Genomic DNA, 23,743 nt, shown 5'->3' with positions numbered 1-23,743 from the left:
TTGTTGCCGGGAAACCACATAATGGCCGGGTCAGCGTAACCCTGCCGCGTCCATCTCGGTCATGTCGCCGCTGATATCGATCCCGAGCGTGTCGAGACGCTTGCGCAGCGTGTTGCGATTAATCCCCATCGCACGCGCGGCGCGAAGCTGGTTCTGCCCATGCCGGGCAAGCATCAATTCGATCAACGGACGCTCGACCTCACCGATGACGCGGTCGTACAGACTGCCATCGTCGAGCGCTGCCGGGTTTTCGCGCTCGATCCGCCCGATCAGCGCCTTCACCGCGCCGGCTATGTCGAGGTCGGTTGCAGTGCTGGTCGGCATTCGCGCACCCAGCATCGCGTGAATCGCGTCCGCGCCGATGATTTCGTCGCGCGCGAGCACCGCGAGTCTGCGCATCAGGTTTTCGAGTTCGCGAACATTGCCCGGCCAGTCATACGCGCCGAGCACGGTGATCGCATCGCCCGCCAGTTGACGTCGCGGCAGACCCTGGATCGCCGCATGATCGAGAAAATGTCGTGCGAGTAAGGCGACGTCCTGCCGTCGCTCGCGGAGCGGTGGCAAGGTGACCGGCACGACGTTGAGACGGTAGAACAGGTCTTCCCGGAAATGCCCGGCTGCCACCTGCGCCGCCAGATCGCGGTTGGTTGCGGCCAGGATGCGGACATCGACCCGGATCGTGCGCGCCCCACCAACGCTCGTGAACTCGCCCGACTGCAGCACGCGAAGCAGCCGGGTCTGCGCCTCCATCGGCATGTCGCCGATTTCGTCGAGGAACAGCGTGCCGCCCGTCGCCTGCTCGAAACGACCGGCATTTCGCGTTGCGGCGCCGGTAAAGGCGCCGCGCTCATGCCCGAACAGTTCGGCCTCGATCAATTCGCGCGGGATGGCGGCCATGTTGATCGCGATGAACGGCGCGGCGCTCCGCTGGCCGAGGTCGTGGATAGCCCGGGCGACCAGTTCCTTGCCGGTGCCCGATTCGCCGGATATCAGCACGGTCAGATCGTTCGAGATGACGCGTGCGATGACCCGGTAGACGTCCTGCATCGCCGCGGACCGGCCGATCAGCGGCAGTGCACGATCCTCGTCGCCGATCCGGTCATCGGACAGCACCCCGCCCCGCGCCAGCGCCCCCGTCACCGCACGCGACAAGACGTCGAGATCAAAGGGCTTGGGCAGATATTCATACGCACCGACCTCCGCCGCGCGTACGGCGGTGGTCAGCGTGTTCTGCGCCGACAGGACGATGATCGGCAGCGTCGGGTGGCGTTCGGCGACATTGCGGACATGGTCGATGCCGTCGCCGTCGGGCAGCACCACGTCCGTGATCAGCACGTCGGGGATAGCGACCGCCAAGGCACGTTCGAGCTGGCCGAGGCTGTCGGCGACGGTTACGTCGTGGCCGCTGCGCCGCAACGCCTGTGCGACGACGGTGCGGATTGCGGCGTCGTCATCGACGACCAGCACAGTGCTCATGAAGTGGCTCTTGGCAGCAGCAGGCGAAGAACGGTCATTTCAGGAATCCCCTCACGCGCATATTGCACGATCCCGCCCATATCGCGGGTCAGCTTGTCGACCAGGGCGAGGCCCAGCCCCTGCCCTTCACGGCGCCCCGATACGAAGGGATCGAACAGGTGGTCGGCGATATCGGGCGGCGCGCCGGGGCCATTGTCGAACACACAGATCTCGATCGGCAACGGGAGACGCGGTTTGCCCGGCGCGCTGCTGACGGTGATCCCGTGGCGATAGGCCGTGGTCATGATGATCAGGGGATTTGGTTGATCTGCAACGGCTTCACGTGCGTTCTTCAGAAGGTTGATGACGATCTGAAGGAGCGCGTCGCGATTGATATGCGCGGGCGGTAGCGAGGGATCGAACCGCTCCTCGATCGCGATTCCGCGCGCAAAACCGGCGAGCGCGAGGCGACGCGCGTGCGTCAACAACGGGTAGATATTCTCGCTGGCGAGCGGGAGCGGACGCGTATCGCTGAAGTCCTGCATCCGATCGATCAGCGCCGCGATCCGGTCCACCTCGGTCGTGATCAGCGTGGTCAGTTCGCCGGCATCGAGCAGCTGCGCGGCCCCGCGGATGCCGGACAAGGGATTCTTGATCTCGTGCGCGAGCATCGCCGCCGCACCGACCGCGGCGCGCGCTCCCGCGGTACGGTCCGCCGAATAGCCCAGCCGTCGCGAGATGGCAGGAACGTGCAGTGTGATCGCGCGCCAGCCGGGATGATCGGGCATGATCGTCTCGGCAAAGTCGACGCGGATCTTCACACCGCGGGCGGTCGCGATCTCGGTATCGAAGACGGCAAGGCCGCGATTGTCGTGCTTGCGGGATTCGTCAGGGGGCGGGAGTATCGCCGCGATCGGCTGCCCGACCATGAGGCGCTCCGAGAGGTTGAGCAATTGCTCAGCCAGTGCATTGGCATGGGCTATCCTGTCGTCGGGATCGACCACCACCACCGCCACCGGCAGCGCCGCGAAGACGTCGTTGAACCCCGGACGGCCGTGCCGATCCGGCTCAGGCGGCTTCAAGATGACGCCAGGGCGCGTAGAACTCCGCCAGCATCGCCTTGACCTCGTTCGGGTCCGCCACCTGGTTCACCCGGTTCCGAAACTCGGCCGAACCATGCAGGCCCTTAGTGTACCAGCCGATATGCTTGCGGGCCATGTTGACACCCGTCTCGATCCCATAGTGCTCGAGCATCGCTTCGTAATGCCCTGCGATCGCTTCATATTGTTCGTTGATCGACGGATCGGCTACGCGGCGGCCGGTCGCGAACCAGGTCATGACCTGATTGAGCAGCCACGGCCGTCCATAGGCGCCGCGTCCGATCATCACGCCGTCCGCACCCGACTGGTCGAGCGCCGCTTCGGCATCCTCGATCGAACAAATGTCGCCATTGACGATTACGGGGATCGACACCGCATCCTTCACCCGGCGCACGAAGCCCCAATCGGCGCTTCCCTTGTACATCTGGTTCCGCGTCCGGCCATGCACGGTGATCAGCTTCACACCGAGATCTTCTGCGATCCGCGACAATTCGGGTGCGTTGAGACTGTCGTGGCACCAGCCCATGCGCATCTTCAACGTGACCGGGACATCGACCGCCTTGACCGTCGCGGATATGATCGCCGTCGCCAGCTTGACGTCACGCATCAGCGCGGACCCGGCATCCCCATTGACGATCTTGCGGACCGGACATCCCATGTTGATGTCGACGATCGCGGCACCGCGATCCTGACTCAGCCGCGCGGCCTCGCCCATTTCATAGGGCGTGCACCCGACCAGTTGCATCGACACCGGCTCTTCGAGCCGATCCCACGCAGCCTTCTGGATCGACTGGCGGGTCTCGCGGATCGCAGCCTGGCTCGCAACCATCTCGGTAACGTTGAGCCCTGATCCATATCGCCGCACGAGCGTGCGGAAGGGCATATCCGTCACACCCGTCATGGGTGCGAGGACAACCGGACTTTCAATCCGCACGGTGCCGATCTGGATAGGTGAGAGATTACGCATAAGCTGCCCAAAAAAGAGGCAGAACATAGGCCGCGATGCCGGAACTGGCAAGGCTGGTCCAGCTGGTCCCGTCGTGCGCGACGTCATGAAGAACGACTGCCTGCACTGGCGATGCCGCGCTCAAGACGCTAATCGGCGCCCATGACAAAGCGCCGCACCGTCGCCCTGATCGTCGCAGCCGGGTCCGGCACCCGCGCTGGCGGCACCCTCCCCAAGCAATTCGCGACCGTCGCGGGAAGGCCGATGCTCATGCATGCGGTTACCGCAATGTCCGCGCACCCGGCGATCGACGCCGTGACGGTCGTCGTTGCCGAAGGTCAGCTAGACCATGCAAAGGCGGTACTGGCAGCAGGAGGCGTTACGGACGCGACGGTCATCGTCGGGGGCAGTACCCGCCGGGATTCGGTACTGAGGGGAATCGCTGCCCTGTCCGAATTGGATCATGTTCTCGTTCACGATGCCGCCCGGCCGTTCCTTCCTGCCGGGGTCATCAGCGCGGTGGTGGCAGCGCTGGCGAACAGCGAAGCTGCGGTGCCTGTGCTGCCGGTAGCGGACACGCTGGCGCGCGGCGCGACGACGCTGACCGGTCGCATGCTCGGCGAAGTCGTTCCGCGCGAGGCCGTGTACCGGGTCCAGACGCCGCAGGGCTTCCGGATCGCGAAGCTGCGGGCCGCGCACGCTGCCTGGCCGGCCGATGAAGATGCCAGCGACGATGCCCAGATGGTGCGACGGGTTGGCGGCAGCGTCGCGTTGGTGCAGGGCGATCCGATGCTCGACAAAGTGACTCACCCCGACGATTTTGCCGCCGCTGAAGCGCGCGCGCCCTATGAAAACCGAACCGCGATGGGCTTCGACGTCCATCGGCTGGAAACGGGCGAGGAATTATGGCTTGGCGGCGTCCGGATCCCGCACGACAAGGGGCTTTCCGGCCATAGCGATGCCGATGTCGTGCTGCATGCGCTGACCGACGCGCTGCTCGGCACGATCGCCGCGGGTGATATCGGCACGCATTTCCCCCCGAGCGATCCTCAGTGGAAAGGTGCCGACTCCGCGCAGTTCCTGCAGCATGCCGCGCAACTGATCGCCGCCAAGGGCGGTCGGATCGATTTCGTCGACCTGACCATCCTGTGCGAGATGCCCAAGATCGGACCGCACCGCGCGGCGATGACGAACCGGATCGCCGATCTGCTCGACCTCACCACGGACCGGGTGAGCGTGAAGGCCACGACGACCGAGCGACTTGGCTTCACGGGACGGGGCGAGGGCATTGCCGCGCAGGCGGTCGCGACGATCAGCCTCCCCTCGAATCGTGGCCGTGGCGGCGCATGAAGTTCGCTGCCGCACTGACGCTCGCCGCACTCGTCGCAACGCCGGTATCGGCACAGTCCCCGTGCATCACCGGCCCCGAGGCGGAGGCGATGACGCTCGTCGCGCTGCCCGACATCATCCGTGAAACGGGCCGGGTCTGCGCGGCAAGGCTGCCAGCGACCAGCCTCGTGCGCAACCAGTCCAGTACGCTCATCTCGCGCTATCAGATCGAAGCGGACCGCGCCTGGCCGTCCGCCCGGGCCGCGATCGTCAAGCTTAGCGACCCCGCGGTCGATGCGCTTCTCCAGTCGGACTATGCCCGGCCGTTGCTTACGAGCCTGCTCGTCCCGCAGATCGTTGGGCGCATCGTCGCGCGCGACTGTGGGACGATCGATCGGCTCGTGACGCTGCTCCAGCCGCTGCCGCCGCGGAACACCGCTGGCATCGTTGTCGAGACGCTGCGCTATTTGAAGGCTGACAAGGCACGCCGCGGGGATCGATCGACGCCCGACCTTCCGCTCTGCACCGCGACGGAGAGCCGCTGATGGATACCCTTCTCCCTCCCGAGCTGATCGACGCGGCACGCAAGGTCATCGAGGCAAATCGCGCGCTCGGACGACGCGTCGCGGTTGCTGAAAGCTGTACCGGGGGCCTTGTTGCTGCGGCGCTGACGGAAATTCCTGGCAGTTCCGACGTGTTCGAAATCGGGTTCGTGACCTATTCGAACGAGGCCAAGCTGAAACTGCTCAAGATCAGCTCAGACGTGCTTGAGACCTTCGGTGCGGTGTCGATCGCCGTCGCGTGGAGCATGGCGCAGGGCGCACTCGAGCAGTCGGGCGCGGATGTTGCCGTCGCCATCACCGGCATCGCCGGGCCCGGCGGTGGATCGGCGAAGAAGCCGGTCGGGACGGTGGTCTTCGCCCGTGCCGAGAAGGGCGGCGATCGCAGCGATGTCGACGCAGATCGCAAGGATTTCGGCGATCTCGGCCGCGGCGGTATTCGCCTTCAGGCTGCGCTGTGCGCGCTCGAACTCTTGCTGCCGGTCGAGGATGTCGCACCGTAAAGCTCGGCCGCGCGAGTCTCGAACGCGCCAATCATCTTGCGCAGTGCGGCACCGAAGACCTGACCCGCGATCAGCTCGAACATCCGGTTCTTGAAGGCAAAGTCGACGGTGAAGTCGACCGCGCACCCCTGCTCCTCGGGGCGGAAACGCCATTCGTTGCGAAGATATTTGAGCGGACCATCGACATAGTCGACAAGGATCTCGGTCGGTCGAGTCTTCTGCACACGTGACGTGAACGTTTCGCGCAAGCCCTTGAAGCCGACGATCATGTCCGCGAGAGTCTCCGTCTCACTGTTCGAACGGACGCGCATCGCACTGACCCATGGCAGAAACTCGGCGTAGCGGCCGACATCGGCGACCAGATCGAACATCTGTTCGGGTGTATAGGGAAGATGGCGTGTTTCGGAATGCTTGGGCATCAGATCCGTGCGACCCCGAGCTTTGCATCACGCGCCGCCCGAAGCTGCGCGAAATCGTCCCCCGCATGGTAGCTCGACCGCGTCAGTGGCGACGATGCGACAAGCATGAACCCCTTGGCCCGGGCGATCGACGCATAGGCATCGAAGGCCTTGGGCGTGACGAACTCGGCCACCTTGGCATGGCGTGGCGTGGGCTGAAGATACTGGCCCATCGTCAGGAAATCGATGTCGGCACAGCGCATGTCGTCCATCACCTGGTGAATCTCGAGGCGCTCTTCGCCCAGGCCAAGCATGACGCCCGACTTGGTGAAGATCGACGGGTCGTGGCGTTTCACGCTTTCAAGCAGACGCAACGAGGCATAATAGCGCGCGCCAGGCCGGATCGTCGGGTACAGGCGAGGAACTGTCTCGAGGTTGTGGTTGTAGACATCGGGGCGCGCCTCGACGATCGACTCGATCGCGGCCTGCGCCTTGTTGCGGAAATCGGGCGTCAGGATTTCGATCGTCGTAGTGGGATTCGACGCGCGGATTGCCTGGATGACCTTCACAAACTGCGAAGCGCCGCCATCGGGAAGGTCGTCGCGGTCGACCGATGTGATGACGATGTGGTTCAGCCCCATCTGCGCCGCGGCATCGGCGACATTCTGCGGCTCCATCCGGTCGACCGCGCGGGGCATACCGGTCTTCACGTTGCAGAAGGCGCAGGCGCGGGTGCAGGTATCGCCGAGGATCATGACCGTTGCATGCTTCTTCGACCAGCATTCGCCGATATTCGGGCATGCGGCCTCTTCACAGACCGTCGTCAGGCTTTTCGAGCGCATCAGTTCGCGGGTCTTGGCGAAGCCGGCGGATGTCGGGGCCTTGACGCGGATCCAGTCGGGCTTTCGAGCGCGCGGCGCGGCGAGCGGGGTCATCTCGTTCATGGCAGGCAGATAGCGATCCCGGCTATATGAAACAACACACATGCGGTTCTTCGCCCGATATCACGGGTATCCTGCGAAGCCGGCAAGAACGCCCCCGCGCCGGCGCATATGCGGAGCGGGCGCGCTTGCCACGTCGTACCGCATTGACCGGATCAGCGGAACCGTTCCAGATCCGTCGCAGTCGATACGGCGACGGCATATCGATCGGACAGATACCGTTCAAATCGTTGATGCGCATCGCACGTGAGCTGAAACGCCGCACCCCCCGCTCGCCCGTCGCCGGCAGCCTCGAACTCGATCAGCCCCTGAATCTCGAGCGCGCGAATCCAGCGGGTCAGTGTGGCGTGTCCGACCCCGAGCATCGGTTCGAGGTCGGTCGGCGTCAGGAGAACGCCTTCGGCCTCGCTGACATAGGCCGCAAGCAGGATGTCCCAGGCGCTGTCGGCAAATAGCGACGGGCAGAATATTGCCCCGCGCGCGCGCCGGGCATCCAGCGTCAGCTGGGCCGTCTTCAACAAGGCTTCGGGTTTGACCTCGCCGGACCCAGGCATGGTTTCCTCGAAGATCATCGTCACGCAAACTTCGGTCCCTGGCGGCGCGATTGATAAATGGCCCTGCACCCAGAGATGCGACGAGTCGGTCCTAACAAGCCTTTTGGTAGTGCTGATCGGGGATCCGGTATGCACCACGCGACGCATCAGTCGCCGGCAGCGCTCGCGGTCGGCAGGCGCGGTGAAATCGAGCATGTTGCTGCCAAGCAAAATGGCGGCTGTCGCATTGAGCGTGTGGCAGAACGTCGCGTCCACCTCGACAATCGCCCCTGAGGTGTCGACACCTATTCGACCGCGTTCCGTCATGACCTACGCCCACTGAATGGCCGTCCGCTACTCGGACACGCCCATTATCTTAGGGCAAGCCTAACCATCATCGGAAGCTGTTCACGCTAACATAAGTTGTTCGGAAGGCGTTAGAATTTCGACCAAAATGGATATAGCTGCAGAGGACCGCGACCAAAAGCGGGGTTGCGCTTTGCGACGATTAAAGCTTGAGGGCCTTTTTCGCGACCTTGAGGACGGCGGGATCAAGCGGCGGGGGCACCATCGCGACTCCGCCCTCCAGGCGATCCGCGACGACGGTCAGCGCAGCGATCCGCGCTGCCTTCTTGTCGTTCCCGTCGATGACGATCCACGGTGCTGCTGCGGTATCCGTGCGTGCGAACATCTCATGCATCGCGGCGAGATAGTCCTCGCGTCGCGACCGGTTGTGATAGTCGTCGAGACCGGTCTTCCAATGCTTCCAAGGGTCGCGCAGCCGCGCCTCTAGCCGCCGGTCCTGTTCCGCTTGGGTGATATGGACGAAGATCTTGATCAGCGTGGTGTCGTTCTCGATCAGCCCCGCTTCGAAAGCATTGATCGCGTCATAGCCGCGCTCCCATTCGCGGCGCGTGGCGAATTCCTCGACCCGCTCGACCAGTACCCTGCCGTACCAGCTCCGATCGAAGACGGCGATGTTCCCGTCCGCCGGCAACCGTTTCCAGAAGCGCCAGAGAAAGTGATGTGCCTTCTCGTCGGCGCTCGGGGCGGCGATCGGCCAGACGCGGTAGGTACGGGGATCCCACTCGGCCGACAACCGCTGGATGATACCGCCCTTCCCCGCCGCATCCCACCCTTCGAACATCACCACAGCGGGGCGCTTGTTGACGATATGCGCGACTTGGATGTGCTCAAGCCTCTTCTGAAGCTTAGCCAAGTCGCGCTTGTATTTGCCGTCATAGGCGTCGCCGGCTTCAAAATGGGCAAGATCGATGGGCATAAGCAAACTCCAGAAGATCAGGCGGCCACCAGGGGCGGGACGGAAATAACCAGGACGGCAGTGCCGCCCCCGCGTCAGCCCGCGGCGGGCGTCACCGTCTTGGCTGGGTCCTTCGGCCCATCGACGGTGAGCTTGATGTTGAGCTCCTTCAGCTGGCGCGGGCTGACCGGGCTCGGTGCGCCCATCATCAGGTCCTCGGCCTTCTGGTTCATCGGGAACAGCACGACCTCGCGGATGTTCGGTTCGCCCGCGAGTAGCATGACCATCCGGTCGATGCCGGGTGCCGAGCCGCCATGCGGCGGTGCGCCGACCTTGAACGCGTTGATCATGCCGGCAAAGTTCGTGTCGACATCGGCCTGGGTGTAGCCGGCGATCTCGAACGCCTTGTACATGATCTCAGGCCGGTGGTTCCGGATCGCGCCCGACGACAGCTCCACGCCGTTGCAGACGATGTCGTACTGATACGCCAGGATATCGAGCGGATCCTTGTTCTCCAGCGCGTCCATCTCGCCCTGCGGCATCGAGAACGGGTTGTGGCTGAAGTCGATTTTCTTGGCGTCCTCGTCATATTCGAACATCGGGAAGTCGACGATCCAGCAGAATTCGAAGCGGTTCTCGTCGATCAGACCGAGATCCGCCCCGATCCGCGCGCGGGCTGCGCCGGCGAGCTTGGCGGCGGGGAGTTCCTTGCCGGCGGCGAAGAAGATGCCGTCGTTCGGCCCGAGGCCCATCTCCGCGATCAGCTTGCGCGTCGCTTCCTCGCCGTGATTCTTTGCGATTGGGCCGCCGAGCTCGCCGTTCTTCTGGGTGATGTAGCCAAGCCCGGCATGGCCTTCCGCGCGCGCCCAGTCGTTCATGTCGGTGAAGAACTTGCGGCTCTTCTCGGCGGTGTTCGGCGCGGGGATCGCGCGGACAACGTCACCGCCGGCGACGATGCCCGCGAACAAGCCGAAGCCCGAGTCGACGAAGTGGTGGCCGACGTCGTGGATCAGGATCGGGTTGCGCAGATCGGGCTTGTCGCTGCCGTATTTCAGCATCGATTCGCGGTAGGGAATGCGCTTGAACGGCAGGGCGGAGACCTGGCGTCCCTTGCCCTGCCAATCGGCGAACTCCTCGAACACGCCGTGCAGCACGGGCTCGATCGCGTTGAACACGTCGTCCTGCGTAACGAAGCTCATCTCGAAATCGAGCTGGTAAAACTCGCCCGGCGAACGATCGGCGCGTGCGTCCTCGTCGCGGAAGCAGGGGGCGATCTGGAAATAGCGGTCGAAGCCCGCGACCATCAGCAGCTGCTTGAACATCTGCGGTGCCTGCGGCAGCGCGTAGAACTTGCCCGGATGCACGCGGCTCGGCACCAGATAGTCGCGCGCGCCCTCTGGCGACGACGCGGTCAGGATCGGCGTCTGGAATTCGGTGAAGCCCTGATCGTTCATGCGGTTGCGCAGCGAGGTGATGACCTTCGAGCGCAGCATGATGTTCGCGTGCAGCCGCTCGCGACGCAGGTCGAGGTAGCGATAGCGCAGGCGGATATCCTCGGGATATTCGGCCTCGCCCGCGACCGGCATCGGCAGCTCGGCTGCCATCGACTGGACGGTCGCGGCGGTCGCGCGGACCTCGATCCCGCCGGTCGGCAGGTTGGGGTTCACCGCTTCAGGCGCGCGGGCGGTCACCTTGCCGGTGATCGTGACGACGCTCTCGCTCTTCAAGCCCTCGATGACCTTGAAGACGGGGCCGGACACGTCGGTGACGATCTGTGTGATGCCGTAATGATCGCGCAGATCGATGAAGACCAGGTCACCATGATCGCGCTTCTTGTGGACCCAGCCCGAGACGCGGACCTCCTCGCCGACCTGTTCGGGGCGGAGGGCGGCGCAGTTATGGGTGCGATAGGCGTGCATGTGTCTCGTCTCTCATACGTCGTCCCTGCGTTTGCTGGGATCTCGTGCAGCAAGGGTGCGCCCTGCGACGGGAGATCCCAGCGTTTGCTGGGATGACGGGAATTGGATGGCCCGCGCTTCCCTTCCCTACCGGCCTTTGTCAAGGCGCCCCTTTGTCAACATGGGGGAGCCTCGCTATGGACGAGCGATGCATATCCACCCGCTTATCTCCGACAGTGCCACGCTCGCCAATCTGTGCGCGCGCATGGCTGACGCCGACTATGTGTGCGTCGACACCGAATTCATGCGCGAAAGCACCTATTACCCGGAGCTGTGCCTGATCCAGATCGCCGACGACAAGGAAGCTGCCGCGATCGACCCGATGGCCCCGGGCATCGACCTGAAGCCGCTGCTCGACCTTCTCGTCGAGAATCACGACGTGCTGAAAGTCGTCCATGCCGGCGGACAGGATATCGAGATCGTCTATAACCTCACGGGCAAGACGCCCTTCCCGCTGTTCGACACGCAGGTCGCGGCGATGGCGCTCGGCCAGGGCGAACAGATTGGCTATTCAAACTTAGTCGACAGCTGGCTCGGGATCGCCGTCGACAAGGGTGCGCGTTTTACTGACTGGGCGCGGCGCCCGCTGGATGCACGCCAGATCGAATATGCGATCGGCGACGTGACGCATCTGTCGAAGATCTTCCCGAAGATGCTGGAGCGGCTCCGCAAGACCGGGCGTGGCGTGTGGCTCGATCAGGAGATGGAGCGGCTCGGCGATATCGCCAATTATGCGAACGATCCCGATCTGGCGTGGAAGCGCGTGCGGATCTCGGGGCGCAAGCCCGACGTGCTCGGACGGCTTAAGGCCTTGGCGCGGTGGCGTGAACTCGAGGCGCAGGCGAAGGATCTGCCGCGCGGGCGGATCGTCAAGGATGAGACGCTCGGCGACATGGCGGGGCATCCGCCGCGGAAACAGTCCGACCTCGCCCGCGTCCGGGGGCTTTCCGCCACCTGGGCGGGCAATGATATCGGGGCGCGGCTGATGCTCGCGATCGAGCAGGCCCAGCCGCTCGGCGACGATGAGCTTCCGCCCCGCGACGATCGCAAGCCGGGCCTTGGCAAGGAGGGCTCGCTGGTCGCGGATCTGCTCAAGCTTCTTCTCAAAATTCGCTCGCGAGATATTGATGTAGCTTCGAAACTTCTTGCGAGGACCGACGAGCTCGAGGCGCTGGCCGCGGGCGTGCGGACGGGCTTGCCGATGCTCGAGGGGTGGCGGTTCGACCAGTTCGGCCGCGACGCGCTGGACCTGGTCGAGGGCCGGCTGGCCTTCGCGGTGATCAACGGAAAGCTGAAAATGACCCGTACGGAGGACGCCGCATGAAGCGGGCGCTGCTCGCGGTCGTGTTTGCTTCGGCGGGGTGCATGCCGGTCGAGATGCGCGACGGAGCACCCGATGTCGCGACGCCAGCCCCGCCCGGTGCAGCGTGCAAGATTGAAGCATTGGGCGATCTGGTCGGCAAGCGGGCAAGCGATGCGCGCGCGGATGTGATGCTGGCCCGATCGGGCGCGCGTACGCTGCGGTGGATTGCGCCGAACGACGCGGTGACAATGGACTTCCGGAACGATCGCCTGAATGTCTATGTCGACGGCGCGAGCAGGATCGAGCGTTTCACCTGCGCCTGAGCCTGACCCCGCGTTCGACGCCGGTCAGGCGATCGCGAGCACAGGCTTCCGGCCGACGGCCGCGGCAAGCGCCGCGTGTCGCCGCTCAACGGCTTCCCCGTAGAGTCCGCGATCTGCGGGTAGCAGCGTAAGCGTCAGCGATACGCCGTCATCGGTGATGCGCGAGCGCTTGAGCGGTCCTGCAAGCCCCCCGCTCATCCGCTGCCCGAGACGCATCGCAAGTCCCCAGGCCGTCGCGCTCTGGATCTCTGCGGGTGTCGCCAGGCGTTCCACGGGATCTGCGGCGGCCAGGTCACCGCCAAGGCTGGTATATAGGGCCTGGGCGAGCATGCCGCGACCCGGTGCGTCGATCGCGACCCAATTGCCGTGCAACGCGACTTCGACCCCGCGCTCGGCGCGAAATTCCGGATTGGCGCGCCAACCCACATCGGCGAGGAGGCAGGCGGTGTGGCGCAAGCGCGCCACGGCATGGGGTTCGGTAACGAACAACGGCGCGATCCAGCGATCGAGCAAATCGCCATGTTCGGGAAAGCGGCCGAGCAGTCGCCCCTCCTCGCGTGCGGCTTCGATCAGGGGGTCGAGTGCCCGCGCCGCCGGCTTAAGGTCGCCGTAGAGCAGCCCTTCGCGAAGGCCATAGGCGGAGACGATCGTCGTCTTGCTACCAAGCTGGCGCATGAGAATGCCGAGCAACGCGGCGGCATCCCCAAGCGTCGCGATCCGGCCAGACGACAGGCCCGGAATGGCTTTCAGGCGCGGCTTGGAGAGTTGCGGGATGGTGCGGCTGAGGCGCGTGACGGTCGCTGCAGTCATCGGATATTGATGGATGATCGGCAGCGGATAGTCCGACAGCTCCATGTCGAGCCGCGCCAGCGCCCGCCATGACCCGCCGACAAGATACAACGGCAGGCCCTGCCCGCGTGCGGCCCAGCCGGCATCGCGCACGAGCCGCGCCACATGGCGCTCAAGCACCTTGCCCCGCTTCGCCCGCATCGGTCCGATACGCAGGACGCCAAGGGGGAACGAGACGCTGTCCTCGATCTTGCCACGGCGGACGCGTACGAGCTCGAGGCTGCCGCCGCCGAGATCGCCGACGATGCCATCCGCCTCAGGGATCGCAGACAGCACGCCATAGCCCGCAGCGCTCGCCTCCTGTCCGCCCGACAACGTCTCGACCTTGAGCCCCAGCTCCTCTGCCGCGGCGATGAGGTCACCACCGTTCCGGGCATCGCGAACCGCTGCCGTGGCAACCGTCCGTAGCGTCGAACACTCCATCTCACGCGCAACCGCGGCAAACCGCGCAAGCGCCACCTTAGCCGTCTTGAGTGCCGACTTTTCAATCGTGCCCGTCGCCGCTAGCCCGCGGCCGAGGCCCGCCAGCACCTTCTCGTTGAACCGGATCGCCGGCAGTCTGGGCGGCCCCTGATAGACGACGAGCCGGATCGAGTTCGATCCGATGTCGATGATCCCGGTGCGCGGATGGTCGTCGACCTCAACCTTTGGCGTCGCGGTGCCGAACAGGAGGTTGGTAACGCTCATCGCTGTCGACGGAGCGAAAGCGTCGGCACGGTTGCGCTCGTGGCAAGCGATGCACCACGGCCGGAAAGAGACGGATTGGTCATGAAATACCGATGCAGGTTGAACGGACGATCGCCGGGATCGATGCGCGAATAATCGCCGTCGGGTCCTAGCTCCCAGCTTTGCTCGTTGTCGATGAGATTGGCGACCATCACCTGGTCGAGGATCTGGTCGTGCACCGTCGGGTTAAGGATCGGCAGCATATATTCGACGCGCCGATCGAAATTCCGCGGCATCCAGTCGGCGGACGAGATGAAAAGCTTCGCACCGTCGTTCGGCAAAGCCTTCCCGTTTCCGAAAGCCCAGATACGGCTATGTTCGAGGAACCGGCCGATCACCGATTTGACGCGGATCGTTTCGGACAGGCCGGGCACACCCGGTCGGAGACAGCAGATGCCGCGGATGATGAGGTCGATTTCGACCCCTGCTCCGCTTGCCTCGTACAGCTTTTCGATCACCGCAGGGTCGACCAGCGAGTTCATCTTCGCCCAGACCCCTGCCGGTCGCCCCGCGCGGGCATTGGCGATCTCGACGTCGATCAAAGTCATCAGATTCTTACGGAGATCCCGCGGGCTCAAGCTGACACGGGCCATGTCCGTCGGTTCGACATAGCCAGTGATGTAGTTGAACATCTGCGCGGCATCGCGCCCGACCGCCGCGTCGGCGGTGAAGAAGCTGAGGTCAGTGTAGATCTTGGCCGTGACGGGGTGATAATTGCCGGTACCGAAATGGCAGTAGGTCCGGAACGCCTGCCCCTCTCGGCGGACGACCAGGGAGACCTTTGCATGGGTCTTCCAGTCGATGAACCCGTAGACGACCTGCACCCCTGCGCGTTCCAGCGCGGAGGCCCAGACCATGTTCTGCTCCTCGTCGAACCGTGCCTTGAGTTCGACCACCGCGGTGACGGATTTGCCCGCCTCGGCCGCGGTTATCAGCGCGTTGATGACTGCCGGTTGCTTGCCGGCGCGGTAGAGCGTCTGCTTGATGGCGACGACATCGGGATCATTCGCCGCCTGCTTCAGGAAGGCCAGCACCACCTCGAACGTTTCATAGGGGTGGTGGACGACGATGTCCTTGGCCTTGATCGCTGCGAAGCAGTCACCGCCAAATTCACGGATTCGCTCAGGAAAGCGCGGCGTGAAGGGCGGGAATTTAAGATCGGGGCGATCCTCCTCAACTAGTCCGTCGAGATCGACGATGCCCAGCAGGTTACCGCTTTCGGTGATGATTGCCTCGGCCCCGCCGAGTTCGTCCTTCAGCACGGCTGCCAGCACGTCCGGTATGCCGGTTTCCAATTCGAGCCGGATCACCCGGCCCCGGCGGCGGCGTTTGATCGCGTTGGCAAAGTAGCGGACAAGGTCCTCCGCCTCCTCCTCGATCTCCATGTCACTGTCGCGCAGGACGCGGAAGCTCGCGGCGGCAAGAACCTCATAGCCAGGGAACAGTACGGGTGCGAACCGCTTGAGCAGCGTCTCGATCGCGACGTAGCGCGCGGGTTCGCCAGGCAACCGCACGAAGCGCGTCATGGTGTGCGGCAACATGACCAGTTCGCGGACCGGTTCGTTGTCCGACCGGCGGACGAGGTCGAAGATCACTGACAGGCCGCGGTTCGGAATGAACGGGAACGGATGGGCGGGGTCGAGCGCCTGCGGGGTCAGGATCGGAAAGATCTGCTCGCGAAAATGTGTTTCGAGCCAGTCATCGGCTTCGCCCTCGACGGCATCGCGGCGCAGGACAAACAGCCCCGCCTCGTCGAGCAGCACACGAAGATCACCCCAGACCGCCTGCTGGCTCTCCATCAGCGCGTCCGCTTCGCGGATGATCGCGGTCAGCTGCTGCCCGGCAGTCAAGCCGTCGGCCGAGCGACGATCAACGTCCTGCGTCTGCTGACCCTTCAGTCCGGCGACACGCACCATGAAGAACTCGTCGAGATTGGATCCCGAGATAGAGAGAAACCTAAGCCGTTCGAGCAACGGATGCGCCGGATTGCACGCCTCCTCGATCACGCGCCGATTGAACGCGAGCCAGGAAAGCTCACGGTTGAAAAATCGGTCGTTCGGCTGAGCGCCGATGGGATCGTCGTCGTCTTCCGCTTGGCGGACGATATGCGCTGGACGGTTCATCGGTCCTCTAGGGGCTCAAGGTGACGTGAAAAGCGGCAGATCAAGGGCAAGTTGCGGTCGTAGGATCAGGCCAGCCTTGGTCAGGGTGGTGCGTGCAAGATTAATGGACAAGCGCTTGCGGCGTTCCATCGTTTCCTGATCCAGCGCATCGACGGTTCGAGTGACGGTAATATGACTACGCTCGATTCGCGACGCGAGCCAGTCAATGAGATCGGGCCGGGCATCGATGTTGCGACGCTCGAACAAATGTGCGAGCAACACCCGCATGAGTTCGTCGTCAGGCGGGCCGATCGTCGCGATCGGACTCGCAGCAAGGCGGGAGCGCAGGTCGGGCAGCTTGACCTTCCATTCGGGCGGCGCCGCGTCGGCGACGATGAGCAAAGGCCTGTGCTCTTCCTGCGCGCGATTCCAGGCGTGGAAAAGCTGCGCCTCGGGGACGCGTTCGGCATCATCGATGATTGTCCCGCCACTCTTGGCTGCAAAGATCCGCGCGAGCAGGCTACGACCCGACTTGCGCGGACCAGTAAGAATGGCGGTCATGACCGGCCAGGTCGCCCAATGCTCGAGGGTCTGTGCGGCACGGGCATTTGAAGGAGTCACCAGGAAGGCGTCGTCAAGGGGATCCGCCGGCCAACCGAGCGGCAGCGCAATTTGAGTCATTCGGTCTGCGCTCACCCTGTCGTCGCATTGTCCGCGGGCAGGTCCGGCGGAAGAAGCTGTGCGGTCCGGCGGATCCGGATGGTCTGGCCCGAGCCGAATACCTGATAGCCGCGCGCTTCGAGCGCCGCCTTGAGCGCTGCCGGATCACCATCATAGGCGACACGCATCAGCGACACGCCGCCGAGTGCGAGGCTGGTCGTCGCGGCCGACCGGACGCCGGGAATCGCCCGCAGCGCCACCTCCGTCGAGGTAACGGCCGCCGCTGCGGGCGTATCGAACTGAACGGTGATCGACAGGCCGGTGCCACCCGTCAGGACGGCCGTATTGGCATCGGCCGTTTCGTCGACGGGGGCGGTTTCGCTCGCAATCGGATCGGGCGCGGGTGGCGGCGAAAGACTGTAATCAACCCGCAGCGTGCCGTTCCGCCGCGCCTGCTGGTACAGGTCGTCGATCCGCTTGACGCCGGTGTCCATAAGCTGCGGCAGCCCGTCCGGGGTACCGACACGCAGCGTGAAACGGCCGATCAGCGCATTGTCGGGGCCATGACGTGCTTCGAACACTCCGATGACCGGACCACCCGGCCATTGGCGATAGAGCGTGACGACCGGAACGAGAATGTCGCTGGCGCCATATTGATCGATGATCGTCCGCCACCATCCGCGGCCGGGCCGCTGCGTCTGACCGACGTTCAACAGTAGCGCGTCGGGACCCGACCCCGACGGGCGGACATAGTCGATGCTGCTGTTGCCCGTCCGGTAGCGTGCCCAGGCCTGCTGCCATTCCGTCCGCTGTTCGAAGACCTGTCCAACGCCACCCGACCATTGGACGGGTATCACAAGCATGGGTTGCGAACGATCCGCATAACTCGAGATGCCCAGCAGCGATCCCGCCCGGGTACGATCGAACAGGACGCCGAGCTTGGCGACATAACGCTGCGGCCCGATCTGTTCGTTCTCGACGACGATACCCGAAACCAGCGAATCGAGCGTGCCGTCGGACACCAGCGCGCCGCCCCCGCCCAGCCGATTCGACAATTGCACCCAGGCCTTGCGCTGCGCCAGTCGCCAGCCGCCATAGCGGGCAGCATCGGCGGACGGGCCCGCGACGTCGACAATGACGCCGCTGACCTCGTACGCACTCCCGCTATCGACGGGCGCTGCGCCGCGGCTGCCGCCCTCGATCTGTGCGAGCACGGCCCCGCCGCCAAGCAGCAGCGCGGCGCCGGCAAGCGCGGTGGGAAGGGCACGGATACGCATCACGCGGGCCTTTTGGCGAAGCAGACGTGGAAATCCAAGCGCGATGTGGCTAGCAGCACCGATCATGACCGATACGCCAGACTCCGCCACGCCCTATACCTACGCTCAAGCGGGGGTCTCGATCGCCGCCGGCAACGCGCTGGTGCGCGCGATTGCACCGCTTGCCCGCTCGACGCGACGCCCCGGCGCCGATGCCGATCTCGGCGGCTTTGGTGGCCTGTTCGACCTGAAGGCGGCGGGCTTCGTCGACCCTTTGCTGGTCGCGGCGAACGATGGTGTGGGCACCAAGCTGAAGCTGGCGATCGAATGGAACCGACATGACGGCGTCGGCATCGATCTCGTCGCGATGTGCGTCAACGACCTGATCGTCCAGGGCGCCGAGCCGCTGTTTTTCCTGGATTATTATGCCAGCGGCAAACTCGACGCTGAAGTTGCAGAGCGCGTCGTCGCGTCGATCGCCGAGGGTTGCAAGACGGCCGGCTGTGCGCTGATCGGCGGCGAAACCGCGGAGATGCCGGGCATGTACGCGGACGGCGACTATGATCTTGCCGGCTTCTGCGTCGGCGCGGTCGAGCGGACCAACATGCTGACCGGCCGCGATATCGCGGCAGGCGACGTCATGCTCGGGCTGGCGTCGTCAGGGGTGCATTCGAACGGCTTTTCGCTCGTCCGCCGGCTCGCCAGCGACCGCGGGTGGAAACTCGACCGGCCGGCGCTGTTCGATCAGGACAAGCTGCTGATCGACCATCTGATGGCGCCGACTCGGATCTACGTCGCCGGCCTCCTGCCACTTCTGCGTGAGCGCCGCATCAAGGGCCTCGCGCATATCACGGGCGGTGGCTTGCTCGAAAACATTCCACGGGTTCTGCCGCAAGGCGTTCATGCGATCGTCGATGCAGATGCCTGGGAGCAGTCCCGGCTCATGGCCTTCCTTCAGGCGCAGGGTGCTATCGAACCCGAGGAGATGGCACGGACCTTCAATTGCGGCGTCGGCATGGTCGCTATTGTCGACGCTAACGATGTGACAATGATCACCGCTGCGCTGGAAGCCGCGGGCGAGACGGTATTCCCGATCGGGCGGATCGAGGCGGGGACACATGGCTGCACCGTGCGCGGTTCGGCGGGCACATGGAGCGCGCGCGCCGACTGGACCGCGACTCATGGCTGACAGAACGCGCGTCGGCGTGCTCCTGTCGGGGCGCGGATCGAACATGATCGCGCTGGTTGAGGCGTCGCGCGCTGCGAACTGCCCTTATGAGGTGGTGCTCGTCGCGTCCGACAAGCCGGAGGCGGCCGGCATCGCATGGGCAAAGGCCGAGGGGATAGCGACATTTGCGCTGTCTCCCCGCGGGTTGGGTAAACCGGCCTTTGAGGCGGCGATCGATCGGGCGCTCCGGGACGCCGCGGTCGATATCATCGCGCTGGCCGGCTATATGCGGCTGCTCTCCGACGGATTCGTCGCCGCATGGCGCGATCGGATCGTCAATATCCATCCCTCGTTGCTCCCCAAATATAAGGGGCTCGATACGCATGCGAGGGCGATCGCGGCGGGCGATGCCACCGGAGGATGCTCGGTCCATCTGGTTACCGAGGAACTCGATGGCGGCGTCGTGCTGGGCCAGGCCGAAGTCCCGATTCTGCCAGCCGACGACGCGGACGCGCTGGCGAATCGCGTGCTGGCCGCGGAACATGCGCTATACCCCAGAACGCTCGCCGAGTTCGTGACACGATGAACGCCCTGTCGAAAGCAGACGTCTGATGAGCCGCGAAACACCGACCGAACGGCGTGAAGCCGCCGAAACGCGTCGCCGCTGGGTGACGCTGGCAGAGGTCCTCGCGGTCGCTGGCGTGCTCATCGCGGCACTCACGCTCTGGAGCAACTGGTCCGAACGCAACGCGGACAAGGCCGAGAAGGCGAGCGCACTTGCCAGCGAACAGCGCGAAAGCCGGCGTTTCGAAATCCGAGCCGTTGCGGCGGAGAATGGCGATTCGCTGATGTTGCTGCGCGACGAGAGGCACGACATCCAGACGGCGACGATCGCGTTCCCCTCGGCGCTGAGCGTCGAGCGCAAGGATGCCCTGACGGATCAGATCCAACGCGACTGGTTCGAAAAGGCCTTGCTGAAAGCCACCGACGGCGGCGCGGACGATCAGGCCGGGCGGCTGCCGGTCCTCATTGCCGTCACCTATACCGACGGCGATGTCTCGGGTTCGGCAAGCGGCATCTACGACGTGATCTGGCGCACGAAAGCCGGTGTGTTTCCGTTCGGCCGATCGCTGAAACTGGAGGGCTTGAAGCTCAGGCAACGTGGCGGCGATCAGGCTAGGCTAGACGCGTTATGGACACGCCAACAACGCTAACGAGGCACCTTACCCCTGCGACCGTCAGATTTCACGGGCGTAGACCGGATCGGTATACGGCGTCGTCCCGATCCTGAAGGGCCGGGTGCCGATCACGGAGAATTGCTGGCGTTCGTAAAATGCGCGGGCGCGGGCGTTCAAGCCCCACACACCCAACAACACACGGGCGTAATCGCGCTCGGCCGCGTCAGCGAGCGCCCGGTCCATCAACGCGGCGCCTAGACCTGATCCCTGCGCCTGCTTCATGAGGTAGATGCGGCGCAGTTCGATGTCGCGAGGACCGGTCTCTATCGGAAAGGCAGGCTTCGTGAGCACGGAATAGCCGATCGGCGCATGTCCAGGCTCATATTCCGCAAGCGTCACGATCGTTGCCGGATCGTCGAGCCACGCCGCGAAAGTCGCGACACTGTTGTTCCGCGTACAATGATCGACGATGTCGACGCCCGCAAAGGCTGTTGCGTAGGCGTCAAGAAAAGAGGCGGCTCCGACGAGCGAGAGGGCGGGCGCATCGCCCACCGTCGCGCGTCGCAGCCGCCAGAGCATCAGCCGACGATTTCTTCGGGCTTGAAGAAATAGGCGATCTCGATCTCGGCATTCTCGTCCGAATCCGAACCGTGAACGCTATTCGCTTCGATCGACTCGGCAAGTTCCTTACGGATCGTGCCGGGCTCGGCATTCGCCGGGTTGGTCGCACCCATGATGTCGCGGTTGCGCTGCATCGCGTTCTCGCCCTCGAGAACCTGGACGACGACGGGGCCCGAGATCATGAACGACACGAGCTCACCAAAGAAGGGACGCTCCTTGTGCACCGCGTAGAAGCCTTCGGCCTGCTCGCGGGTCATCTGGATGCGCTTCGACGCGACGACGCGCAGGCCGGCTTCCTCGAGCATCTTGGTGACCGCACCGGTCAGGTTGCGGCGGGTGGCATCGGGCTTGATGATCGAAAAGGTACGGTTCGCGGCCATGATGGTCACGGGCTCCTGTGTTGGCGGGAATTGGATGCGCGGCGCTTAGGCGCGGATCGGCCCCAAGGCAACGCCTATGCCGTCCAATTTCAGGCAGCCTGCTCCCAGCGGCCGGCATCGTTCTGTTTCCAGTACCGGCGCTCGACACCGTCACGATCACCCAGCGCCTTCCATGCCAGCCGCGCCTCGCGAATCGCCTCTTCGTCAAAAACATGGAATACCCGCTCGAAATCGAGCGCCGCGTCCCGCCAGCGACCATCGACGATCGCGACGTTGCGCGCCGCATTGGCGGTCGTCACGTCGCTGGCGATCAGTACAGGCTGTGCCGCATCGTCACCCGTGCCCATATGCGCATGCGGCAGGAAGCTTTCCGGCGCATAGGACCAGAGGAGCCGATCGAGCGCGACACGCTGCGCCTCGGGTTCGGCGACAATAAGCAGGCGGCCGCCAGTTTGCACTACGCGCTCGGCGATTCGCGGAAGGACGCGGTCGAGCGGGCTGGTCAGGTGGTAGAAATCGACCTGCATTTTGTTGCTCCCCCAAACCCAGACTGCCGCCCCAGGCCGCCCCGTCATCCTGACCTCTGCCAGGATGACGGTATGTCGACCATTCAGCCTTCGAAATTGTCGGCAACGAACCGGTCGAGCAGGCGCACGCCATAACCGGTCGCGCCCTTGTCGTGGTGGGTTCCCGGCTTGTCCGACCAGACCATGCCCGCGATGTCGAGATGCGCCCATTTCACGCCTTCGTCGACGAAGCGCTTGATGAACTGCGCCGCAGTGATCGACCCTGCGCCGCGCGGGCCGACATTCTTCATGTCCGCGATCGGCGAGTCGATCAGCTTGTCGTAGGCCGGCGACAGCGGGAAACGCCACAGCGTGTCGCCGCTGGCCGTACCAGCCGCAAGCAACTGGTCCGCCAGCGCGTCGTCATTGGCGAAGATGCCGCCATTCTCGGTGCCAAGCGCAACGATCATCGCACCCGTCAGCGTCGCGAGATCGACGATCGTCGCAGGCTGATGCGTCTTCTGCACCCAGGTTACGCAGTCACAAAGCACCAGCCGTCCTTCGGCATCGGTGTTCAGGACTTCGATCGTCTGGCCCGACATCGACGTGATGACGTCGCTTGGCCGCAGCGCCGCGCCATCGGGCATGTTCTCGACCAGCCCCATCACGCCGACCACATTGGCCTTGGCCTTGCGTGCCGCGAGCGCCTTCATCGCGCCGGCGACGGCCCCTGCCCCGCCCATGTCCCACTTCATGTCTTCCATGCCCGCGCCCGGCTTGATCGAGATACCACCCGAATCGAACGTCACGCCCTTGCCGACAAGGGCAAGCGTCGGGACGTCGGCAGCGGCTCCGTTCCATTTCAGCGCCAGCAGGCGGGCCTCGCGGCGCGAGCCCTGGCTGACGCTCAGCAGCGAACCCATGCCGAGTTCCGCCATCTGCGCTTCGTCGAGGACGGTGATTTCGAGCCCCAGCCCTTCGACGTCCTTCGTCACCTTCTCGACGAAGCTCTCGGGGTAGACGATGTTTGGCGGCGATGTGACGAGCCACCGCGTCAGGTCCATACCACCACTTACCGCGGCCTGCTCGGCCCATGCCGCGTCGGTGCCTTCGGGGGCACCGGCGATCGTGAATGTCGTCAAGCTGGGCTTCGACGTCTCGGCAAGCTTGGTGCGATACGTGTCGTAACGCCATGCCCGCTGCAGGCCCGCTGCGGCGAACCGGGCGGCGGCCGCAGCACTCGGGGGCGTCGCGGCGGCACCCAGGTCGATCGTCACCGAGGTGGCGCCCGACGTCAGCAGGCGCGCTGTGACCGCACCGCCAGCTTTCCCCCAATCCGCGTCGCTGCCAGCGCCGACGCCAACGAACAAGACTTGGCGAACAGCGTCCGCGACCGGCACGAAGACCTCGATGATCGCCCCCGCTTCGCCGGTGAACCGCGCAGCGGTCGCCGCCTGCATCGCTACCGCCTCGACGCCATCACCGATCGCGGTCCATCGCGTGTTGGATAGTGCGTCCTTGGCAACGGGCACGGCGAGAATGGCCGCATCGGGCTTGGCGACGGGGGTGAAATCGATCTGCATGGGGACCTCGAAAAACATTGAATAGACTGGGCTAGATGCCCCTAAGCTGATGCTGCGGAGGCGGCAAAGCAAGGTCGCGGCCGATCAAGCCTGTGGATAGCGGT

At 64.6% G+C, this 23,743-nt stretch carries 24 protein-coding genes; 8 read left to right on the top strand and 16 right to left on the bottom strand.

Features of this window, described 5'->3' with window-relative positions; all coding sequences use genetic code 11:
• Window positions 1-30: 30 nt before the first annotated feature.
• Genes ntrC through dusB form a run of 3 tightly spaced genes read right to left on the bottom strand, consistent with a single transcriptional unit; the run spans window position 31 to window position 3,522 of the window.
• Complete coding sequence (gene ntrC / locus sphst_RS16240; RefSeq protein ID WP_031393370.1) at window positions 31-1,476, bottom strand: nitrogen regulation protein NR(I); 1,446 nt, start codon at window positions 1,474-1,476, stop codon at window positions 31-33.
• The gene (locus sphst_RS16235; RefSeq protein ID WP_031393371.1) at window positions 1,473-2,537 is read right to left on the bottom strand and encodes a two-component system sensor histidine kinase NtrB; all 1,065 of its coding nucleotides are present in this window, start codon (window positions 2,535-2,537) and stop codon (window positions 1,473-1,475) included. The genes ntrC and sphst_RS16235 overlap by 4 nt, the downstream gene beginning before the upstream one ends.
• Complete coding sequence (gene dusB / locus sphst_RS16230) at window positions 2,524-3,522, bottom strand: tRNA dihydrouridine synthase DusB (RefSeq protein ID WP_056408302.1); 999 nt, start codon at window positions 3,520-3,522, stop codon at window positions 2,524-2,526. The genes sphst_RS16235 and dusB overlap by 14 nt, the downstream gene beginning before the upstream one ends.
• A gap of 141 nt (window positions 3,523-3,663) precedes the next feature.
• Between dusB and sphst_RS16225 the strand changes: the two genes are divergently transcribed.
• Genes sphst_RS16225 through sphst_RS16215 form a run of 3 tightly spaced genes read left to right on the top strand, consistent with a single transcriptional unit; the run spans window position 3,664 to window position 5,893 of the window.
• Window positions 3,664-4,851, top strand: a complete 1,188-nt coding sequence (locus sphst_RS16225) for a bifunctional 2-C-methyl-D-erythritol 4-phosphate cytidylyltransferase/2-C-methyl-D-erythritol 2,4-cyclodiphosphate synthase (RefSeq protein ID WP_031393373.1) — start codon at window positions 3,664-3,666, stop codon at window positions 4,849-4,851.
• On the top strand, window positions 4,848-5,375 hold the full coding sequence (locus sphst_RS16220) for a hypothetical protein (protein WP_031393374.1): 528 nt from the start codon (window positions 4,848-4,850) through the stop codon (window positions 5,373-5,375). The genes sphst_RS16225 and sphst_RS16220 overlap by 4 nt, the downstream gene beginning before the upstream one ends.
• Entirely contained in the window at window positions 5,375-5,893 is a 519-nt protein-coding gene (locus sphst_RS16215) for a CinA family protein (protein WP_031393375.1), read from the top strand. Before sphst_RS16220 ends, sphst_RS16215 begins: the two co-directional genes overlap by 1 nt.
• Here the strand turns inward: sphst_RS16215 and sphst_RS16210 are convergent.
• The 5 genes from sphst_RS16210 to aspS form a co-directional block, all read right to left on the bottom strand.
• Window positions 5,836-6,312 (bottom strand): type II toxin-antitoxin system RatA family toxin, encoded by a 477-nt coding sequence (locus tag sphst_RS16210; RefSeq protein WP_031393376.1) that lies wholly within the window; start codon window positions 6,310-6,312, stop codon window positions 5,836-5,838. The genes sphst_RS16215 and sphst_RS16210 overlap by 58 nt on opposite strands.
• Complete coding sequence (lipA, locus tag sphst_RS16205) at window positions 6,312-7,235, bottom strand: lipoyl synthase (protein ID WP_031393377.1); 924 nt, start codon at window positions 7,233-7,235, stop codon at window positions 6,312-6,314. Before lipA ends, sphst_RS16210 begins: the two co-directional genes overlap by 1 nt.
• A gap of 152 nt (window positions 7,236-7,387) precedes the next feature.
• A complete protein-coding gene (locus sphst_RS16200) occupies window positions 7,388-8,092 on the bottom strand; it encodes a PAS domain-containing protein (protein ID WP_081877460.1) in 705 nt (234 codons plus the stop codon).
• Window positions 8,093-8,273: 181 nt separating this feature from the next.
• Window positions 8,274-9,047, bottom strand: a complete 774-nt coding sequence (locus sphst_RS16195) for a polyphosphate kinase 2 family protein (protein ID WP_031393379.1) — start codon at window positions 9,045-9,047, stop codon at window positions 8,274-8,276.
• Between the two features lie 74 nt (window positions 9,048-9,121).
• The gene (gene aspS / locus sphst_RS16190; protein ID WP_056408312.1) at window positions 9,122-10,945 is read right to left on the bottom strand and encodes an aspartate--tRNA ligase; all 1,824 of its coding nucleotides are present in this window, start codon (window positions 10,943-10,945) and stop codon (window positions 9,122-9,124) included.
• A gap of 187 nt (window positions 10,946-11,132) precedes the next feature.
• On the opposite strand from aspS, the gene rnd reads away from it, so the two are divergent.
• Complete coding sequence (rnd, locus tag sphst_RS16185) at window positions 11,133-12,308, top strand: ribonuclease D (RefSeq protein ID WP_031393380.1); 1,176 nt, start codon at window positions 11,133-11,135, stop codon at window positions 12,306-12,308.
• Window positions 12,305-12,610, top strand: coding sequence for an I78 family peptidase inhibitor (locus sphst_RS16180; RefSeq protein ID WP_031393381.1), 306 nt, complete (start codon window positions 12,305-12,307; stop codon window positions 12,608-12,610). The genes rnd and sphst_RS16180 overlap by 4 nt, the downstream gene beginning before the upstream one ends.
• Window positions 12,611-12,634: 24 nt before the next feature.
• Here sphst_RS16180 and sphst_RS16175 read toward each other — a convergent pair whose 3' ends face one another.
• Genes sphst_RS16175 through sphst_RS16160 form a run of 4 tightly spaced genes read right to left on the bottom strand, consistent with a single transcriptional unit; the run spans window position 12,635 to window position 18,224 of the window.
• Entirely contained in the window at window positions 12,635-14,146 is a 1,512-nt protein-coding gene (locus tag sphst_RS16175) for a Ppx/GppA family phosphatase (RefSeq protein WP_056408315.1), read from the bottom strand.
• A complete protein-coding gene (locus sphst_RS16170) occupies window positions 14,143-16,308 on the bottom strand; it encodes an RNA degradosome polyphosphate kinase (protein ID WP_031393384.1) in 2,166 nt (721 codons plus the stop codon). The genes sphst_RS16175 and sphst_RS16170 overlap by 4 nt, the downstream gene beginning before the upstream one ends.
• Window positions 16,309-16,323: 15 nt before the next feature.
• The gene (locus tag sphst_RS16165) at window positions 16,324-16,968 is read right to left on the bottom strand and encodes a DnaA ATPase domain-containing protein (RefSeq protein WP_031393385.1); all 645 of its coding nucleotides are present in this window, start codon (window positions 16,966-16,968) and stop codon (window positions 16,324-16,326) included.
• An 11-nt stretch (window positions 16,969-16,979) separates the two neighbouring features.
• Entirely contained in the window at window positions 16,980-18,224 is a 1,245-nt protein-coding gene (locus sphst_RS16160) for a heavy-metal-associated domain-containing protein (RefSeq protein WP_031393386.1), read from the bottom strand.
• 64 nt (window positions 18,225-18,288) lie between these two features.
• Here sphst_RS16160 and purM point away from each other — a divergent pair, with 64 nt between their 5' ends.
• Genes purM through sphst_RS16145 form a run of 3 tightly spaced genes read left to right on the top strand, consistent with a single transcriptional unit; the run spans window position 18,289 to window position 20,585 of the window.
• Window positions 18,289-19,392 (top strand): phosphoribosylformylglycinamidine cyclo-ligase, encoded by a 1,104-nt coding sequence (purM, locus tag sphst_RS16155; RefSeq protein WP_031393387.1) that lies wholly within the window; start codon window positions 18,289-18,291, stop codon window positions 19,390-19,392.
• Window positions 19,385-19,957, top strand: a complete 573-nt coding sequence (purN, locus tag sphst_RS16150; RefSeq protein ID WP_031393388.1) for a phosphoribosylglycinamide formyltransferase — start codon at window positions 19,385-19,387, stop codon at window positions 19,955-19,957. Before purM ends, purN begins: the two co-directional genes overlap by 8 nt.
• Before the next feature lie 25 nt (window positions 19,958-19,982).
• Entirely contained in the window at window positions 19,983-20,585 is a 603-nt protein-coding gene (locus tag sphst_RS16145) for a hypothetical protein (protein ID WP_031393389.1), read from the top strand.
• 24 nt (window positions 20,586-20,609) lie between these two features.
• Here the strand turns inward: sphst_RS16145 and sphst_RS16140 are convergent, their stop codons facing one another.
• The 4 genes from sphst_RS16140 to sphst_RS16125 form a co-directional block, all read right to left on the bottom strand.
• Window positions 20,610-21,128 carry a GNAT family N-acetyltransferase gene (locus sphst_RS16140; protein ID WP_031393390.1) on the bottom strand — a complete coding sequence of 173 codons (519 nt, stop codon included), beginning with the start codon at window positions 21,126-21,128 and terminating at the stop codon, window positions 20,610-20,612.
• Complete coding sequence (ndk, locus tag sphst_RS16135) at window positions 21,128-21,550, bottom strand: nucleoside-diphosphate kinase (protein WP_031393391.1); 423 nt, start codon at window positions 21,548-21,550, stop codon at window positions 21,128-21,130. The genes sphst_RS16140 and ndk overlap by 1 nt, the downstream gene beginning before the upstream one ends.
• 89 nt (window positions 21,551-21,639) lie before the next feature.
• Window positions 21,640-22,077, bottom strand: a complete 438-nt coding sequence (locus sphst_RS16130; RefSeq protein WP_031393392.1) for a DNA polymerase III subunit chi — start codon at window positions 22,075-22,077, stop codon at window positions 21,640-21,642.
• Window positions 22,078-22,160: 83 nt separating this feature from the next.
• Window positions 22,161-23,639, bottom strand: coding sequence for a leucyl aminopeptidase (locus tag sphst_RS16125; RefSeq protein WP_031393393.1), 1,479 nt, complete (start codon window positions 23,637-23,639; stop codon window positions 22,161-22,163).
• Window positions 23,640-23,743 lie beyond the last annotated feature (104 nt).

This window comes from Sphingomonas sp. STIS6.2 (genome assembly GCF_000732685.2).
GTDB classification, from domain to species: domain Bacteria; phylum Pseudomonadota; class Alphaproteobacteria; order Sphingomonadales; family Sphingomonadaceae; genus Sphingomonas; species Sphingomonas aerolata.
The sequence above is the reverse complement of the archived record's forward strand: the minus strand, read 5'-3'. Positions and strand labels throughout refer to the sequence as shown.

What these genes read in the sequence shown, in the direction of transcription:
- sphst_RS16130 (WP_031393392.1), bottom strand. Translation starts at nt 22,077, where the DNA reads ATGCAGGTCGATTTCTACCACCTGACCAGCCCGCTCGACCGCGTCCTT.
- sphst_RS16165 (WP_031393385.1), bottom strand. Translation starts at nt 16,968, where the DNA reads ATGACTCAAATTGCGCTGCCGCTCGGTTGGCCGGCGGATCCCCTTGAC.
- sphst_RS16140 (WP_031393390.1), bottom strand. Translation starts at nt 21,128, where the DNA reads ATGCTCTGGCGGCTGCGACGCGCGACGGTGGGCGATGCGCCCGCCCTC.
- rnd (WP_031393380.1), top strand. Translation starts at nt 11,133, where the DNA reads ATGCATATCCACCCGCTTATCTCCGACAGTGCCACGCTCGCCAATCTG.
- sphst_RS16200 (WP_081877460.1), bottom strand. Translation starts at nt 8,092, where the DNA reads ATGACGGAACGCGGTCGAATAGGTGTCGACACCTCAGGGGCGATTGTC.
- sphst_RS16195 (WP_031393379.1), bottom strand. Translation starts at nt 9,047, where the DNA reads ATGCCCATCGATCTTGCCCATTTTGAAGCCGGCGACGCCTATGACGGC.
- sphst_RS16220 (WP_031393374.1), top strand. Translation starts at nt 4,848, where the DNA reads ATGAAGTTCGCTGCCGCACTGACGCTCGCCGCACTCGTCGCAACGCCG.
- sphst_RS16225 (WP_031393373.1), top strand. Translation starts at nt 3,664, where the DNA reads ATGACAAAGCGCCGCACCGTCGCCCTGATCGTCGCAGCCGGGTCCGGC.
- purM (WP_031393387.1), top strand. Translation starts at nt 18,289, where the DNA reads ATGACCGATACGCCAGACTCCGCCACGCCCTATACCTACGCTCAAGCG.
- aspS (WP_056408312.1), bottom strand. Translation starts at nt 10,945, where the DNA reads ATGCACGCCTATCGCACCCATAACTGCGCCGCCCTCCGCCCCGAACAG.
- sphst_RS16210 (WP_031393376.1), bottom strand. Translation starts at nt 6,312, where the DNA reads ATGCCCAAGCATTCCGAAACACGCCATCTTCCCTATACACCCGAACAG.
- ndk (WP_031393391.1), bottom strand. Translation starts at nt 21,550, where the DNA reads ATGGCCGCGAACCGTACCTTTTCGATCATCAAGCCCGATGCCACCCGC.
- sphst_RS16180 (WP_031393381.1), top strand. Translation starts at nt 12,305, where the DNA reads ATGAAGCGGGCGCTGCTCGCGGTCGTGTTTGCTTCGGCGGGGTGCATG.
- purN (WP_031393388.1), top strand. Translation starts at nt 19,385, where the DNA reads ATGGCTGACAGAACGCGCGTCGGCGTGCTCCTGTCGGGGCGCGGATCG.
- sphst_RS16145 (WP_031393389.1), top strand. Translation starts at nt 19,983, where the DNA reads ATGAGCCGCGAAACACCGACCGAACGGCGTGAAGCCGCCGAAACGCGT.
- ntrC (WP_031393370.1), bottom strand. Translation starts at nt 1,476, where the DNA reads ATGAGCACTGTGCTGGTCGTCGATGACGACGCCGCAATCCGCACCGTC.
- lipA (WP_031393377.1), bottom strand. Translation starts at nt 7,235, where the DNA reads ATGAACGAGATGACCCCGCTCGCCGCGCCGCGCGCTCGAAAGCCCGAC.
- sphst_RS16125 (WP_031393393.1), bottom strand. Translation starts at nt 23,639, where the DNA reads ATGCAGATCGATTTCACCCCCGTCGCCAAGCCCGATGCGGCCATTCTC.
- dusB (WP_056408302.1), bottom strand. Translation starts at nt 3,522, where the DNA reads ATGCGTAATCTCTCACCTATCCAGATCGGCACCGTGCGGATTGAAAGT.
- sphst_RS16175 (WP_056408315.1), bottom strand. Translation starts at nt 14,146, where the DNA reads ATGAGCGTTACCAACCTCCTGTTCGGCACCGCGACGCCAAAGGTTGAG.
- sphst_RS16215 (WP_031393375.1), top strand. Translation starts at nt 5,375, where the DNA reads ATGGATACCCTTCTCCCTCCCGAGCTGATCGACGCGGCACGCAAGGTC.
- sphst_RS16160 (WP_031393386.1), bottom strand. Translation starts at nt 18,224, where the DNA reads ATGCGTATCCGTGCCCTTCCCACCGCGCTTGCCGGCGCCGCGCTGCTG.
- sphst_RS16170 (WP_031393384.1), bottom strand. Translation starts at nt 16,308, where the DNA reads ATGAACCGTCCAGCGCATATCGTCCGCCAAGCGGAAGACGACGACGAT.